A 15,402-nucleotide genomic window follows, 5' to 3' on the forward strand; every position below is an offset into this window, starting at 1 on the left:
TTACCCCTCTACCGCCCCGGCCGTTAGCCCTTTGACCATGTACTGTTCGAGATACAGGAACATCACGATGATCGGCAGCGTGGTGAGAAACGACGCCGCCATGATCTGTCCCCAGACGTTGTTGAAGTTGCTGTTCATCTGTTCGATACCGATCGGGAGCGTGAGCTTCGCCTGTGATTTGAGAAACACCGACGCGAAGATGTACTCGTTCCAGGCGATCTTGAACGCGAAGAGGAAGGCGGCGACGAGCACCGGGAGGCTCAGCGGAACGACCACGCGAAAGATCGTCTCGACCCGGGAGTAGCCGTCCAGCAGCGCCGCCTCCTCGATCTCGACCGGGAGGCTCTCGAAGTAGTTCCAGAGCATGTACAGCGTGAGCGGGAGCGTACTCACGGTGTAGGTGATAAACAGCGACAGCCGGGTGTCGACGAGGCCGAACCGCGCGAGCAACTGGAACAGCGGGACGACGACGGTGATCGCCGAGAGCATGTAGACGACGACGACTCCGCGCCGGACGAGACCGTTGCCCGGGAACTCCAGGCGCGTGAAACTGTACGCGCCGATGACGCCGACGACGAGCGAGAACGACGCCGTCACCAGCGCGACGATCGCGCTGTTGAAGAAGTAGCTCGTGAACGCGAACGTCTCCGAGGTGAACAGGACGGAGTACTGCGACAGCGTCACCTCGCCGGGCAGCAGCGACGGGTCGTCGGAGTAGATGGCGGCGTCGGGGGTGAGACTCGTGATGAGCATCACGTAGAACGGGAGGAGCGCGATCAGGAGCGTCAGCGCCAGGCTCAGATAAAACCCCAGGTGACCGAGGCGGCTATCGGTGTCGTAGCCCGTCTTGAGGACGCCGAGGCTCGACCGGACCTGTGCGTAGATCCGGAGGATCATATCTTGTCCTCCCCGAACAGCGTGACGAACCCGACGACGAACATCGCCTGGACGAGAAAGAGGAGCAGCGAGATCGCCGCGCCGGTCCCCTGCTCGAAGTTGGCGAAGGCGGTCTGGTAGGCGAAGATCGGCAGTGTGAGCACCTGTCGCGTGAGGAGCCAGACCTGCGCGAAGGCGTTGAACTCCCAGATGAACCGCAACAGGACGACGATCGTGATCGTCCCGCGTAGCTCCGGGAGGGTGATGTCTTTGAACTGTGCCAGCGGCCCCGCCCCGTCGATCCGTGCCGCCTCGTACATCGATTCGGGGATGGCCTGGAGCCGGGCGACGATGAGGAGGAACGCGAACGGGAAGTTCCGCCACGCCGAGAAGACGATAACCATGGGAAGCGCCGTGGAACTCTGTGCCAGCAGGCCAGTGCTGTTGCTGTACAGCCCCCACTCGGCGAGCATGTTCGGGATCGCGCCCCAGAGCGGGCTGAGCATGAACTGCCAGACGAACGCGACGGCGATGATCGGCGTGACGTGTGGCAACAAGACGAGTCCGCGAGCGAGTCGCCGCCCGCGGAACTCCCGGTTGAACAGGATCGCGACGACCAGTCCGGCGACCGTCGAGAGGACGGTACTGCCGACAGTGAACACGAGCGTCGTCGAGAACGCCGACCAGAACCGGGTACTGGACAACAGTCCGACGTAGTTTTCGAGCCCGACCCACGTCGGCGCCCTGTCCGGGTTCAGCGGGACAGTGGTGAAACTGAGATAGACGTTGTAGCCGATCGGATAGAGGATGACGGCGCCGATGAGGAGGACCGCCGGCAGGATCAACCCGATGCCGAGGAGGGCCTCCCGCTGCTCTGCCGGGGACTCGAAGTACTGATCGAGACCGGTCACGGATGCGAGCCGGGTCCCGACCGACATCATTCGAGCGCGTTACGCATCTTCTCTGCCTGTTCGGTCGCGACGGTCTCGGGGTCGTCGCCGCTGATACAGACCCGGTTGACCGCCTCCGCGACCAGCGATTGGCTGGATATCTGGCCGAACTCCGGAACGAGCGTGCCGTCGACCACGTCGAACCGCTCCATGTTCCCCAGCGCCGACGAGATCTGGCTGATGGTATCGCTCCAGGCCGAGAGCGTCTCGTTGTCGCGGTACGCGTCGCTCTCGGAGGTCGACTGCAGGACCGGCATCGTGCCGCCGGGCTGGGTGTGCACCCAGTTGACGTAGGAGTCGCCGCTCATGACGTGGTTGACTAAGTCCTCCGACGCAGTGAGTCTGGCGTCGGTGTCGTCGAAGATGCAGTGTCCGAGCACCTGCCCGTACGTGCTGCGTCGCTGTTTCTCGGTCGCCGGTGCGAGCCCCGTGTCGGCGACCATCTCCTCGCCCTCGTCGGCCAGCAGGTCCGGGAGCAGGTACGACGAGTAGAGGAACATGTGTTCCTGCCGGTTCCCGTAGAGGCTCCGCGTGTCGTTGAATGTGACCGAACCCGGCGTGTACTGGCTCAGTTGCTGGTAGTACTCCAGCGTCTCGACCATCTCCTGGGAGTCGAAGACGACGTTCGCGTCTGCGTCGACGACCCGCGCGTCGTTCGACCGGGCGAACTGCGTGAAACACTGGCGTGCGTACGCGTCGACCTGGGTTCCGAACCCGATACCGTACGTGTTGTTGTCCGGATCGTGGAACGCCTGGGCCGCCGTGAGGATGGCGTCCCACGTCACGGGCGGTTCGAGCCCCTCCTCCTCGAACGCGCTCTTGCGGTACCAGATGCCCTGGACCCACGCGTCCGCCGGGACGCCGTAGTACCCGCCGTCACCGTCGCTCATGAACTGCAACGGGCCGTCCCGGAAGTCGTCCTCGCCGATCTCGTCGACGACCGATGTCGTGCTCTCCGCGGAGAGCGTGCCGTCGGCACCGAGGCGCTGGATCGTCTGGATCGCGAGCAGCCCCACGTTCGGCAGGGTGTCCGACGCGACCGCGCTGGACAGCTGTTCGGAGATGTCGTCGTTGTCGACGTACCGGGTGTTGACGGTCGTGCCGGCGCTGTCCTCGAAGTCGCTGACGATGGTGTTGATCGGTTCCCGGAAGTCGTCGCCGTTGTGGATGTTCCAGTAGCCGATCTCGCTCGCGGTCTCTTCTCCGCCACCGCCGCTCCCGCCGTCACCGCTGCCGCCGTCGCCACTGCCGCCGTCACCGCTGCCGCCGTCACCACTGCCGCCATCGCCGCTACCGCCGTCGCCGCCACAACCGGCCAGCCCGGCCGCAGCAGCGATACTCCCGAGTTCGAGGAGCCGTCGCCGACTCAGCGACTGTCGCTCTGTTCCCGCCGCCCGATCGTGCCGCGTGTTATCATGCGGAGGCATATGTAGAACTGTTTGTAATAATCATTTAAAACTCTATTGGATAACAACCTCTCGGAGTTGTTGTGTTCATCCAAAGTGTTATTTTTCTGCCCTTCACAGTCTGAGCTATGGCCCCAATCCGGATCGAACCGACCCCCGAAGACCAGCGTGAAACTGTCCCGCGAGGGTGAACAGATGACCCAGGAGACGCTCGTCGACGGGTACACGTACCTGGTGTTCCCGACCGCCACCCACGCCGACATCACCGCCGGTGACACTGGCGGGCTGTACGACCGTGACACGCGGTACCTCTCTGAGCTGTCCTGTGACGTTGCGACGGGAACGCTGACGCGGCTCCAGTCGACGCTGGTCTCGCCGCGGAGCCGAACCGAGACGTTCGTGCCGGCCGCGACCGGGGTGAACACGATGACCGGCACCGGGGAAGTCGCGAAACACACGGACCGGTCGTTCACGCGCCGCCTCAGCGTGACCGAGGGACACGGTGCGGTCCAGACGATCACCGTCCGCAACCACTCGCCCGACCCCGAGTCGGTGGAGTTGCGACTCGGGTTCGAGGCCGACTTCGCCGACGTGTTCGAGGTCCGCGGGTTCGAGGCCGACATCAACCGGACGGTCGAGACCCGCATCGCCGAGGACACCGTCCACAAGAGCTACTCGTTCACACACGGCGACGCGGACACGAGGTACGCGACGACGGTCGCGTTCGACCCCGCGCCCACGAGCCTGACCGACGACGAGGCGCGGTTCTCCCTCGGCGTCGAGCCCCGGGACACCGCGACCGTGACGACCCGGATCGGCCTCGACGACGCCCTTCCCTCGGCGGAGACGGCGTCGGGCGACACGGACCGCGTCGACATCCCCGCCGTCCCCACGGCCGACGACGAACTCGCTGGCGTGGTCGAACAGGCCGCGGCGGACCTCCGCGCCCTGACCACCGACACCGAGTACGGCCGCGTCCCGCTGGCCGGGACGCCGTGGTTCGCCGCCCCCTTCGGTCGGGACGCGCTCATCACGGCGTATCAGGCGCTCCCGGTCGCCCCGGAACTGGCGGCCGGGACCTTGCGGTATCTCGCGGCACACCAGGGCCAGCGGACCGACGACCGCCGTGAAGAGGAACCGGGGAAGATCTTTCACGAGCAGCGCCAGGGGGAGCTCGCGGCTCGCGGACTCGTGCCACACACGCCGTACTACGGCACGATCGACGCGACGCCGCTGTGGGTCCTCCTGCTGGCCGAGACCTGCGACTGGCGGGGGACCCCGGCGTTGGCCGCCGACCTCGCCGAGTCGTTGCGGGCGGCCCTCGACTGGGTGTACGAGACGAGTACGTCGGGGCCCGACGACCCGTTTCTCTACTACACGGCCACCGGCACCGCCCTGGCACACAGGGCCTGGAAGGACACGACCGCAAGCGTCCGGTTCGCCGACGGGACGACCGCCGACGGGCCCCTCGCCGTCGCGGAGGTACAGGGCTACGCCGCAGCCGCTCTCCGGCGCGGGAGTTCGCTCCTGGGCCGGATCGCCCGTCACGAGGCTTCCGCCGACGTATCGACGGACCGGTGCGTGGAGTACCGCGACCGGGCCAGCGCCATCGAACGGCGCTTCGACGACCAGTTCTGGCTCCCCGACCGCTCGTTCTACGGCCTCGCGAAGACCGGCGCGGGCGATATCGTCGACGCGGTGACCTCGAACGTCGGCCACTGTCTGTGGACCGGTCTCGTCCCGGAAGCCAGAGCCGGGGCGGTCGTCGAGACGCTCCAACAGCCTGAGCTGGCCGATAGCTGGGGGATCCGAACGATGAGCGCCACCGACGCCGGCTACAGTCCCGTGTCGTACCACGCCGGGGGCGTCTGGCCACACGACACGTCGCTGGTCGCCGTCGGACTCGGCCGCTACGGCTACGGCGATGTCGCGGAACGGATCGGCCGGCACGTCCTCGTCGCCGGCGCACGGACGCGACACGAACGCCTCCCGGAGCTGTACTGTGGCTTCGACCGCGAGACCGCCCCGACGCCGTACCCAGCGACCTGTGTCCCACAGGCGTGGGGCGCCGGCGCACCGTTCGCACTGCTCCGGGCGGCGTTCGGACTCAGCCCGGCCGACGACGGGACCGTCGTCTCGACCCGGTCGTCGTCGCTGTTCCCGGAGCGCGCGCTCGACCCCGTACGCGACCGCTGGGGCGGCGTCGAGCGGCGACGGTAGCACACAGGTCGGCGCTGGCACCGTCGGCTGGCCGGTGCCGACGGCGCTCGTCACCCGCTCCCGGACGGCAGTCCCGGGACGCTTTTATCCGATCACCGACTACGTGTCCCCACGCGTGGCCATCACCGACAAGATCTACGTCAAGAACCACCAGCAACTCGCCTCCCAGTTAGAGACGAGTTTCCCGAAAGGGGCCTTCAGCGGCGCGACGCTCGACATCCTCTTCCAGGGGGAGGGGCTGGTCAAACTCGACGACGCGACCCGGGATCGGGTGCTGGATTTCGCCGAGGACTTCATGGACTGTGAGTGCCAGGGGGCGCCCCACTGTGGCTGTCCGGAGCGGAAGTTCGTCGCGTACCTCCTGGAACTGCGCGAACAGGGGATGGGACCGGACGCGATCGTCGACGTGATGACCGACGACTACATGCTCTATGCCTACCCCGGCGATATCCTCTCCTTTCTCGACGACTCCGTCCGGACGCTCGAAGCGGTCGAGACGCTGGCGGATGTCGAGGGAGAGAACGAGGTCGCAGACGAAACACGCAACCGCCGCCAGCGGTTGTTATAGCTCTTCGAAACTGCCGATCCGGTAGGACGCGGCGTCGTCTTCCTCCTCGTCGTCCAGGTCTTCGAGGTGGATCACCTCGTCCTGGTCCATCTGATCGAGTTGCTGGCGGAGTTTCGTGACGTAGCGTTTGTGTTCTTCGAGTTGCTCGCGGAGGTGTTCGGCCTCCAGTTCCAGCCGTTCGTGTTCCCGGACGAAGCTCTTCGGGACCTCGACCTTCGGCGGGAAGCTCTCGGTGCTGGACTCTTCGGCGGCCGCTTCCAGTTCGTGCTCGGGGGCGACTTTCACCTGGCCGTCGTGGGCGACCAGCGTGTCGACGTAGTCCCGGAACACCGCGGAAAGCGAGATGTCGCGCTCCTCGGCGATCTCGCGGAGCGTCTCGAACTTGTCCTCGCTCACGCGGAAGGAGATCGTCTTGTTTTTGTTGCCCATCGTTGTCTCCTAGTCGTCCGTCCTCGTATTTAATCGTTTGTCAGACGCTCGCACGTTCACGAGACGGCTGAAAGAAACGGCGACCACAGCGGTTTAACCGCCGCCGCTCTGGCGTTCGGTATGGACGCGACAGCACACCACTACGCGATCACCGTCGAGGACCTCGAACGCTCGATCGAGTTCTACCGGGACAGTCTCGGCCTGGACGTTCTCTCCCGCTTTTCCGTCGGCGGTGAGGCCTTCGCCACCGGGGTCGGCGTCGACGGCGCCAGCGCCGAGTTCGCGCATCTAGACGCCGGCGACGCCCGTCTGGAGCTGGTCAGCTACGATCCCGAAGGCGATCAGCGACCGGCGCCACGGCTCAACGAACCGGGCGCGACACACCTGGGGCTGGAAGTCGACGATCTCGCCGCCGTCGCCGACGAACTCCCGGCCGATGTCGAGACGCTCAGCGAGCCACAGACGACCGAGAGCGGGACGGCGATTCTCTTCGTCGTCGACCCCGAGGGGAACCTGGTCGAACTGCTCGAACCCTGAGACGCGAGCCGAGATCAGTCGCTCGTCCGGGCCGTGAGCCACTCGACCGTTCGTCTGTCCTGTTCCCTGTCCTCGTCCGCGGGACGCTCGCCCGGCCTGACGAATCCGTGATCGGCGTCCTCGATCGTGTGGAACGCAGCGCCCTTTCGTCGAGCCACCCGTCGCGTGTCGTCGTACGGGACGATCTCGTCGGCGGTGCCGTGGACGACCAGCGCGGGGACGGTACTCTCGACGAACCGCTCGCCCGGCGCGTATCGGTGGAGTTCCTCGTAGAGGACCCGGCCCATGCTGAACTCCTCGTCGAGCGGGAGCGCACCGTCGGCGTAGAGCGTCTCCAGCCGCTCGCCCGTGAAGTGATGCCTGCCCCACTCGACGCTCGGATCGAGGAACGTTCCCTCGATGTCCAGGACCGGGTTCCAGAGGGCGACGCCGGCGATATCCTCGGCGTACCGATCGAGCGAGAGGCACGTCGACACCGCGCCGAAGCTCTTGGCGACGACGAAGTAGGGGCCGTCGAACTCGGTGACGGTGTGTTCGAAGGCCGCCTCGAAGTCCAGCAACTCCCCGCCGATAGTCACGCCCGCCGACTCGCCGTCGCTGTCGCCGTGGCCGCGGTAGGTGAACCGGACCACGTCGAATCCGGCCGTCGTGAGCCTGTCGGCGAGTCTTACGAACATCCCCCCTTCGTCCATGTCCTGGGTGATGCCGTGTGCGAGCAGTACGGTACCGACGGCGTCAGCGTCGGCCAGATGCTGTGCGACACGTATCGAGAGGCCGTCGGCTGTCCGGAGAGTAGCCGTGTCCATTCGTCGGAGCGAGTGGGGGCGAACGGAAATCGGTTGCGCGACTGTGCGCGCCACACGACGGTGCGGCCTCGCTCAGTCGGCGCTGGCTTCCGCTTGCTCGTCCTGCATGCTCTCCAGCGCGCCGACGACGGACTGGCGGTACGGCTCGATGTCGTCGCCGTACTCCTCGTGGGCCATCGTCACGTACTCGTCGGTCGCCGGGTCGTCGGGGTCGGCGTCGGTGAACCGCTGGATGCGCTCGAGCGTCCGTTCGGCGGTCTCTGCGACCCACCGATCCCGGGTCGCCTCGTCGACTTCCGAGATCGACTCCGGCCGGACGGAGACGTTCACGTCGCCCTCGTCGGTCTCGTAGGTTCGGGGTTTGCCGACGACGGCGACGTAGGCAGGCGGTTCCAGTTCCCGCAGCATCGACGCGGCGTCGGGCTGGTACTGCCCGGCGTACATGAAGAACGTGTCGCCGTTGGGATCGACGACACGGCCCTGCCAGTACTCGCTGTCCTCGCCGACATCCTCGGTCTCGGTCAGCGTCCCGACGAGGAACACGCGGTTGGCGCGCTCGCCGGTCGGCAGGAGGACGTACACCGGTGCACGGTCGTCGTCGGACTCCTTGAACGTGTAACTCGAATCGTTGAACTCGCGGGCGAAGACGCGGCGGGCGACTTCGCGGGTGGGTGTACTCGCCATCTAGATCGACCTCGCTTTGATCAGCAGTTCGTCCGCATCCACTGGTCCGGTGAGCCGCTCCTGTTCGTCGGCCAGGACGTAGCGGCCGAAGGTCGGTCCGGTGACCCGGTAGTAGCGCCCGAGGATGCCTTCGCGCATCTCGTCGGCCACGACCGTGGTGTCCAGCGCGTCCATGGCCATCTCCTTTGCCTCCTCCAGGGAGATACCGGTGAGCCGTTCGGTCGCTTCCTCGTCGAAGATGACCTCGGTGACCTCCTCGCCGTCGTCCAACACGCCCTTGATCCGGAGGTCGAACTCGCCCTCGACCTCGCCGTGTTCGCTACAGCGGCCGTTCTGGAGGACGCGGGTGCAGTCGTCCTCGGGACAGCGTTTGATGAGGCCCGAGCCCGACTGGATGTCGACCAGCGCGCCCTCGACCTCGACGCTGTCGTCGCCGACCTCGATCTCCTCGTCGAGTTCCTCGATGGTGGTCGTCCGATTGAGCTTCACGGAGAATCGGCCCTGGTACTCGTCCGTGACGACGTTGCGCAGGGCGTAGGAGGTCCCTTCGGAGAGCTCCGGGAGGTCGGATTTCGACCACTTGGTGAACTTGATCGTGCCCGTCTCGTCGCCCAGGAGCCCGACCTGTGCGACGGCGTCGGCGCGGGGCTCCCACAGTTCGACGACGGTGACGCGCATGTCGACCCACTCTTCGGGCGCGTCGACATCGCTCACCTGGACCTGCTCGTTGCCGCCGCCACTGGCGAGTTGGTCCCGGTCCATGCCGGCCTCGTCTAAGTACGTGTTGACGACGCTCCGGCGCGCTTCGTTGACGGGAACCTGATAGTCGTTGACGAGTGTGTCCAGCCGTTCCTGAACGTCCTCGACAGCGAGGTCCAGCTGGTCGGCGAACTGCTCGTGTATCTCTTCGGCTTGGGTACGCAAATCTGTTGCAGTCATTGGCGTTCACTGTCTCCGCCTGGTTTTCGATGGGAGACACCTGAGCGTTGGTCGCCTTCGGATATAAACACTCGCCCGGCGGAGTGAAAGTGAAACCGACGGACGTGTCGGTGGACGCGAGCGCGGGAAGATTGATCCGTTGCCGGCCGCAACTGTGTGGTATGGCCGACGGTGACGGCGACCGGATCGCGCGCTTTATCAGCAACACGCTCCGGTCGGCCGGACAGCAGTTGTCGGACGCCAAACGGGCCTACAGCGACGGGAAACGGGCCGCGCTGGCCGGGCTCCCCCGCGACGAGGACGGGCGCGCGAAGGTCGTCTGTCGCCGCCATGCCGACCGGCGGGCCGTCTCGCTGGACGCGCAGGCCCGCCCGGACTGTTTCGACGCCGACCACCCCGACTGTCAGGGCTGTGTCGAGGACATCCGCGACGGGACCGTCGAGACGTGGTGACCCCACAGCTTTGAGACGGACCGGCGACAACGCCGGGTATGGACAGGCCTCTCGTCGCGCTCGTGCTCGCGGGCGGAACCGGCACCAGACTCTACCCGGCCAGTCGCAGCGACCGACCCAAACAGTTCCAGTCGTTCGGCCGCGAACGGTCGTTACTGGCCGAGACCGTCGAGCGAGCGGGCTTCGCCGACGAGACGTACGTCCTCACCCGCGAGGCGTACGTCGACGGCGTACGCGAACGAGCGCCCGGTGTGGCCGTGCTGACCGAACCGGAACCCAAAGACACCGGGCCGGCGCTGGCGTATGCGGCCCACCGGATCCGCGAGCAGGTCGGCGACTGCGTGTTGCTCTGTCTCCCCAGCGACCACCACGTCGAGGGCGATTTCCGGGCCGTGGGCGAGCGCGCGGCCCGAACTGCAGCCGAAACAGGGGGGCTCGTGACGGTCGGTATCGAGCCGAGTCGGGCCGCGACGGAGTACGGCTACATCAAGCCGGGCGCGCCCGCAGACGGCTACCACAGCGTCGACGCGTTCCACGAGAAACCCGACGCCGAGACCGCACGGCGGTACGTCGAGGAGGGGTTCTACTGGAACGCCGGGCTGTTCGCCTGGACACCGACGGCGTTTCTCGACGCGGCCCGGGAGACGCCACTGGCACCCCTGATCGAACGCCTCGGCGACGACCCCGCGGCAGCGTTCGACGCGGTCGACGCGATCAGCGTCGATTACGCGGTGTTAGAGCGGGCCGAGAACGTCTCCGTCGTCCCCGCTGACCTATCGTGGGACGACCTGGGCTCGTGGGACGCCCTGGAGCGAGTGCTCGACGACAGCGACGGCAACGCCGTCCTCGGGGACGCAGTCACGATCGACGCCGCCGGCAACGTCGTCGCGACCGACGGCCACGCCAGCGTCGTCGGCGTCTCGGATCTCGTCGTCGCCTCGTTCGGGGATCGGACGCTGGTCGTCCCGAAAGAAAAGAGCCAGCGAGTCCGCGAGGTGGTCGCCCAACTCAGGAACGAGGACGCGTTCTGAGGGGCGATCCGGGGGAAACAGTCATTGTCTCGCGTGGTATCGGACCCAGTATGGACGGTGTCGCTCGACGGTTCTGGCTGCTCGTGATCCCGTTTCTCGCGGGGTTTTCGGCCGTCGGGCTGCTCGTGATGGGCGCGCTGTTTCCCGATCGGCTCTTCGAGGTCGGCAGCACGGGCTACATCGCCACCGCGGCGGTCGCGCTGGTCTCGCTCGGGACGCTCGTCTGGCAGTTGGCGACGGACAACACCGACGCCACCGAGCGACTCGACCGCCCCTAGCTTCGCATCGACCCGCCATCGACCGGGAGCGCGGTCCCGGTGACGTACGAGGAGCGAGCCGAGGAGAGGTAGGCGACCACGTCGCCCAGTTCCTCCGGATTCCCGACCCGGCCAAGGGGCGCGTCGGACCAGTCGGCGATGCCCTCTTCGTAGGAGTCGTACTCGCCGCGCTCGACGGCCGCCTCGACGAGTTCCTCGATCCGCGGCGTCTCGTGAGCGCCGGGCAGGACGGCGTTGACCCGTACCTCCGGGGCGAACTCGCGTGCTTGTGTCTTCACGAGCCCGATCACCGCTCGCCGGACGGCGTTCGAGAGCACCAGGTCGTCGATGACCTCCTGGACCGACCGGGAGGTGATAGCGACGACAGTGCCGGCATCCGAGTCCCGCAGATACGGGGCCCCGAAGCGGGTCGTCCAGACGTAGCTCATCACCAGCAGGTCGTAGGCGGTGTACCACTGGCGTTCGGTCGTCTCCAGGAACGGGCCGGGCGCGGGGCCGCCGGCGCTCGTGACGACGTGGTCGAGCCCGCCGAGTTCGTCGACTGTTTCCTCGACGAACGCCTCCACGGCGGCCCGGTCGGTGATGTCGGCCTGGACCGCCAGCACGTCGCCCGTGCCGGCGTCATCGAGATCCTGCCGTGCCCGGTCGACGTGTTCGGCCGTGGTTCCACAGACTGCTACGTCCGCGCCTTCGTTCGCGAGTCGGCGGGCGCTCGCGAGTCCGAGTCCACTCGTCGCAGCGGTACAGAGCGCGACGTTGCCCTCGAGTTCGAGTTCCATATCGGGTGGGCGGCGCGTCGGTAGAAAGAACCTCGGGTCGCCGACCGCTCAGCTACCCCAGAAGTTGTCGCGGCTCCCCAGCCGTCGGTCGTCCTCGTCGTCCTCTTGGGCCTCGACCTGTGTCTCCTCGTCGGCTTCCTCGTCTTCGGTCTCGTCCTCGTCGAGTTCCAGTCGTTCGAGTTCCTCCGCGCGAGCGTGGTTCGACCGAACCTTGGTGACTTTGACCTTCGACTTGGCCGGCGGGAGGACCCCGTCGACCATGATGATGAACCCGTCCTCGGTCCGCCCGACGCCGGCACCGCTCTCGTGGATGTCCTCGACGGTCACGACGACCTCTTGGCCCGGCTTCACCGGCTGGCTCTTCAGATCGGAGATGGGCTGGTTGTAGTGGTTACACCACTCGGCGCCACCTCTGTCACCGTAGTGCGTACACCCCATCCCCTCGATACGCTCGGTGAAACTGGGGCATTCGTCCGCGAGCGGGCAGTCGGCCATGACCCTGCGTACAGGAGCCGCGGGCAAAACGCTTGCGACCTGTGTGGCGGCGAGCCGACGGCTGGCGAGTCCTCGGGACGGGAACCCTCCGTGCCGATATGTGAAGTCGCCCCTGTTGTCATAGAACGGCTTTTACATCATAGACTGATATATAAGGACGAGACAGATGTCAGACGACAACTCGGAACGGAACCTGTCGCGACGGAACGCGCTGCGAATCGCCGGTGCGGCCGGTGCGGCCTCACTGGCCGGCTGTGGCGGCGACGGCGACGGCGGCAGCGGCGACGGTGGCAGTGGCGACGGTGGCAGTGGCGACGGTGGCAGCGGTGACGGTGGCAGCGGTGACGGTGGCAGCGGCGACGGCGGCAGCGGCGACGGTGGCAGCGGCGACGGCGGCGACGGCCAGACCCAGACCAACACGCTCGAAGTGGCACACTGGTGGGGCGAAGGCGACGGCCTGGAGGCGATCCAGGCCGTGATGGACGCCTTCCAGGAGGAGTACCCCTACGTCGACTTCGACGAGAACCTCATCGCCGGCGGCGCCGGGACGAACCTCCAGTCGAACATCCGGACCCGGATTCAGAACGGGAACCACCCGAGCACCTGGCAGAACTGGCCGGGCAAGGCGCTGATCCCGTTCACGGACGCGAACCTCCTCGAAGACATCGAAGAGTCGGTCTGGGACCAGAACAACATGAAAGACGCCTACCTGGAGGGCGTCAAGAACGTCGCCCAGCCGGCGGGCAACTACGTGACGGTGCCGCTGAACATCCACCGGCTCAACAACCTCTTCTACAACGTCAGCGTCGTCGAGGACGCCGACGTGGACCCCTCGGACTTCAACACGCCGTCGGACGTTGTCGACGGACTGGAAGCCGTCGCCGACGCCGGCTACACCGGGATGGCCCACCAGACCAACGCCCCCTGGTCGACGGTCCAGATGTTCGAGACCATCTTCCTGGCCCAGCAGGACGCCCAGACCTACTCGGAAGTGTTCGAAGACGGTGCCGTCGAGTCCTACCGGGACGAACTCGGGGCCGCGCTGGACATCGTCCGCGACTACAGCGAGTTCTACCCCAGCGACGCCGGTTCGATCTCCTGGACGGAGGCCAACTCCGGGATCATCAACGGCGACGCCGCCTTCATCCACCAGGGCGACTGGGCCGCGAGCACCTACTACGTCAACGACTTCGCCTACGGCGAGGACTGGAACTACGTCCCGTTCCCGGGCAGTGACAGCTACTACTCGCTGGTCATCGACTCGTTCCCGTATCCGATCGACAACCCCTCGCCCCAGGCGACGACGCTGTGGTGTCGCTTCGTCGGGACCACCCAGGCCCAGGAGATCTTCAACCCCGGAAAGGGCGCGATCCCGCCCCGGAGCGACGTGTCGACGGACCCGTTCAACGACTTCTCGGCCGACCAGATCAACGACTTCCAGAACAGCAGCGCCCAGCCACCGTCGGTCGCCCACGGCCTCGCCGCACCGCCGGAAGCGGCCTCCGGTGTCAACTCCGCGATCTCCTCGTTCATCTCCGGCAGTTCCAACGAGGAGGTCATCAACCAACTGGCAAGCGCCTACAGCGGGATGTAGCTACGCGGCCCGTTCGACCGCCTCGATCGCGCGGTCGATATCGGCGTCGTCGATGTCCCAGTGCGTACAGAACCGGACGACGTGGTCGTCGAACGGTACCCCCTGAACCCCCTCGCGTTCGCAGGCGTCGAGAAACGGTTCTGCGGATCGATCGGTCCCGACGAGGACGATGTTCGTCTCCGGCGAGTCGACCGAGAGCCCGTCGATGCGGTCCAGGCCCGCCGCTAACCGCTCGGCGCGCCGGTGGTCCTCCGCGAGTCGGTCGCGGTTCTCGATGGCCTCCAGCCCCGGTCCGGCGATCATCCCCGCCTGGCGCATCCCGCCGCCGAGCAGTTTCCGAACCCGGCGGGCGTCCTCGACGAACGTCGCCGGACCCGCGAGTACCGACCCGACCGGCGCACCCAGCCCCTTCGAGAGACAGCACATCACGGAGTCGACCGGCGCGACGAACTCCGCGGCCGGGACCCCCCGTGTGACCGCCGCGTTGAACAGCCGCGCCCCGTCGAGGTGGACCGGGACACCACGGTCGTGAGCGGCCTCGGCCGCCGCGGCGATCGCCTCGGGGACGATCGCGGTCCCGCCTTTGCTGTTGTGGGTGTTCTCCAGTGTCAGCAGGCCGGTCCCCGGTCGGTGCCCGTCGGCCTCGACGTGACCCTCGTGGACCTGCTCGGGCGTGACGACCCCGCGCTCGCCCCCGTCGATGGTCCGTGGTTGGAGCCCGGCGTGCTGGACCAGCCCCCCGAGTTCCCACTTGTAGACGTGGCTCTCCCGCTCACAGAGCACTTCCTGCCCGCGGTCGGTGTGAGTCCGGACCGCGACTTGGTTGCCCATCGTTCCCGAGGGGACAAACAGCGCCGCTTCGGTCCCGAGCACCTCGGCGACCCGCTCTTGGAGTTCGGTCACCGTCGGGTCCTCCCGGTACACGTCGTCGCCGACCGCGGCGTCACGGGCCGCCTCCCGCATCGTCTCGCTGGGCCGTGTCACGGTGTCGCTCCGTAAGTCGATCATAGCCCCGCGTAGCGAGCGAGCGGGCAAAAGTCCGCTGGGGAAGCTCACACCAGACATCCCTACGCCGTCGAGGAACAACGGAAATCGCCGGACAGCGTCGGGAGCCGTTACACGACGTTACGAACACCAGATTCTCAGAACGAGATTGGTTCTGAGATGGGGGGTTATATCGTCTATACCCGGTAATAACCGTATTTGAGCGGGGAAGTAAGTAACCGACAGTCTCGGGACGGGCACGGTGGGATTCGAACCCACGACCGTCGGATGTCTTCCCCCACCGCAGTCACGACGGGGATAGAAGTCCGACGCTCTATCCGGACTGAGCTACGTGCCCTCACCCGAACGTGACG

At 66.6% G+C, this 15,402-nt stretch carries 17 protein-coding genes and 1 tRNA gene; 7 read left to right on the plus strand and 11 right to left on the minus strand.

Going from position 1 to position 15,402, the window contains the following annotated elements:
* Genes P1L40_RS09450 through P1L40_RS09460 form a run of 3 tightly spaced genes read right to left on the minus strand, consistent with a single transcriptional unit; the run spans position 1 to position 3,253 of the window.
* Positions 1-897 carry a carbohydrate ABC transporter permease gene (locus P1L40_RS09450; RefSeq protein WP_284006571.1) on the minus strand — a complete coding sequence of 299 codons (897 nt, stop codon included), beginning with the start codon at positions 895-897 and terminating at the stop codon, positions 1-3.
* Positions 894-1,787 carry a carbohydrate ABC transporter permease gene (locus P1L40_RS09455; protein ID WP_284006573.1) on the minus strand — a complete coding sequence of 298 codons (894 nt, stop codon included), beginning with the start codon at positions 1,785-1,787 and terminating at the stop codon, positions 894-896. The genes P1L40_RS09450 and P1L40_RS09455 overlap by 4 nt, the downstream gene beginning before the upstream one ends.
* 26 nt (positions 1,788-1,813) lie before the next feature.
* The gene (locus P1L40_RS09460) at positions 1,814-3,253 is read right to left on the minus strand and encodes an ABC transporter substrate-binding protein (protein WP_284006574.1); all 1,440 of its coding nucleotides are present in this window, start codon (positions 3,251-3,253) and stop codon (positions 1,814-1,816) included.
* 174 nt (positions 3,254-3,427) lie between these two features.
* Between P1L40_RS09460 and P1L40_RS09465 the strand changes: the two genes are divergently transcribed.
* Together P1L40_RS09465 and P1L40_RS09470 are read left to right on the plus strand one after the other, a co-directional pair.
* On the plus strand, positions 3,428-5,452 hold the full coding sequence (locus tag P1L40_RS09465) for an amylo-alpha-1,6-glucosidase (RefSeq protein ID WP_284006576.1): 2,025 nt from the start codon (positions 3,428-3,430) through the stop codon (positions 5,450-5,452).
* A gap of 115 nt (positions 5,453-5,567) precedes the next feature.
* Positions 5,568-6,020 carry a DUF5814 domain-containing protein gene (locus tag P1L40_RS09470; RefSeq protein WP_284006578.1) on the plus strand — a complete coding sequence of 151 codons (453 nt, stop codon included), beginning with the start codon at positions 5,568-5,570 and terminating at the stop codon, positions 6,018-6,020.
* On the opposite strand, the gene P1L40_RS09475 is transcribed toward P1L40_RS09470, so the two are convergent.
* Positions 6,015-6,449: a DUF8146 domain-containing protein gene (locus P1L40_RS09475; protein ID WP_284006580.1), complete on the minus strand. Its 435-nt coding sequence runs from the start codon at positions 6,447-6,449 to the stop codon at positions 6,015-6,017. The genes P1L40_RS09470 and P1L40_RS09475 overlap by 6 nt on opposite strands.
* 120 nt (positions 6,450-6,569) lie before the next feature.
* Here P1L40_RS09475 and P1L40_RS09480 point away from each other — a divergent pair, with 120 nt between their 5' ends.
* Positions 6,570-6,986, plus strand: coding sequence for a VOC family protein (locus tag P1L40_RS09480; RefSeq protein ID WP_419181176.1), 417 nt, complete (start codon positions 6,570-6,572; stop codon positions 6,984-6,986).
* 14 nt (positions 6,987-7,000) lie between these two features.
* Here P1L40_RS09480 and P1L40_RS09485 read toward each other — a convergent pair whose 3' ends face one another.
* From P1L40_RS09485 to P1L40_RS09495, 3 genes are all read right to left on the minus strand, one after another.
* Complete coding sequence (locus P1L40_RS09485) at positions 7,001-7,792, minus strand: alpha/beta hydrolase (RefSeq protein WP_284006582.1); 792 nt, start codon at positions 7,790-7,792, stop codon at positions 7,001-7,003.
* Positions 7,793-7,864: 72 nt separating this feature from the next.
* On the minus strand, positions 7,865-8,476 hold the full coding sequence (locus P1L40_RS09490) for an RPA family protein (RefSeq protein ID WP_284006583.1): 612 nt from the start codon (positions 8,474-8,476) through the stop codon (positions 7,865-7,867).
* Positions 8,477-9,415 carry a replication factor A gene (locus P1L40_RS09495; RefSeq protein ID WP_284006584.1) on the minus strand — a complete coding sequence of 313 codons (939 nt, stop codon included), beginning with the start codon at positions 9,413-9,415 and terminating at the stop codon, positions 8,477-8,479.
* A gap of 161 nt (positions 9,416-9,576) precedes the next feature.
* Here P1L40_RS09495 and P1L40_RS09500 point away from each other — a divergent pair, with 161 nt between their 5' ends.
* Genes P1L40_RS09500 through P1L40_RS09510 form a run of 3 tightly spaced genes read left to right on the plus strand, consistent with a single transcriptional unit; the run spans position 9,577 to position 11,176 of the window.
* A complete protein-coding gene (locus P1L40_RS09500; RefSeq protein WP_284006586.1) occupies positions 9,577-9,867 on the plus strand; it encodes a DUF7091 family protein in 291 nt (96 codons plus the stop codon).
* A gap of 38 nt (positions 9,868-9,905) precedes the next feature.
* A complete protein-coding gene (locus tag P1L40_RS09505) occupies positions 9,906-10,898 on the plus strand; it encodes a mannose-1-phosphate guanylyltransferase (protein WP_284006587.1) in 993 nt (330 codons plus the stop codon).
* Positions 10,899-10,948: 50 nt separating this feature from the next.
* Positions 10,949-11,176 (plus strand): hypothetical protein, encoded by a 228-nt coding sequence (locus tag P1L40_RS09510; protein WP_284006589.1) that lies wholly within the window; start codon positions 10,949-10,951, stop codon positions 11,174-11,176.
* Here P1L40_RS09510 and P1L40_RS09515 read toward each other — a convergent pair.
* Complete coding sequence (locus P1L40_RS09515) at positions 11,173-11,955, minus strand: SDR family oxidoreductase (RefSeq protein ID WP_284006591.1); 783 nt, start codon at positions 11,953-11,955, stop codon at positions 11,173-11,175. The two genes, P1L40_RS09510 and P1L40_RS09515, sit on opposite strands and share 4 nt — an antisense overlap.
* 48 nt (positions 11,956-12,003) lie before the next feature.
* A complete protein-coding gene (locus P1L40_RS09520) occupies positions 12,004-12,450 on the minus strand; it encodes a TRAM domain-containing protein (RefSeq protein WP_284006593.1) in 447 nt (148 codons plus the stop codon).
* Between the two features lie 166 nt (positions 12,451-12,616).
* Between P1L40_RS09520 and P1L40_RS09525 the strand changes: the two genes are divergently transcribed.
* Complete coding sequence (locus P1L40_RS09525; protein WP_284006594.1) at positions 12,617-14,044, plus strand: ABC transporter substrate-binding protein; 1,428 nt, start codon at positions 12,617-12,619, stop codon at positions 14,042-14,044.
* Here the strand turns inward: P1L40_RS09525 and P1L40_RS09530 are convergent, their stop codons facing one another.
* Positions 14,045-15,052 (minus strand): threonine aldolase family protein, encoded by a 1,008-nt coding sequence (locus tag P1L40_RS09530; RefSeq protein ID WP_284006596.1) that lies wholly within the window; start codon positions 15,050-15,052, stop codon positions 14,045-14,047. It lies immediately after the preceding gene.
* 230 nt (positions 15,053-15,282) lie between these two features.
* Positions 15,283-15,386, minus strand: a tRNA-Arg gene (locus P1L40_RS09535).
* Positions 15,387-15,402: the final 16 nt, after the last annotated feature.

Source organism: Haloarcula pelagica (assembly GCF_030127105.1).
Classification (GTDB): Archaea; Halobacteriota; Halobacteria; order Halobacteriales; family Haloarculaceae; genus Haloarcula; species Haloarcula pelagica.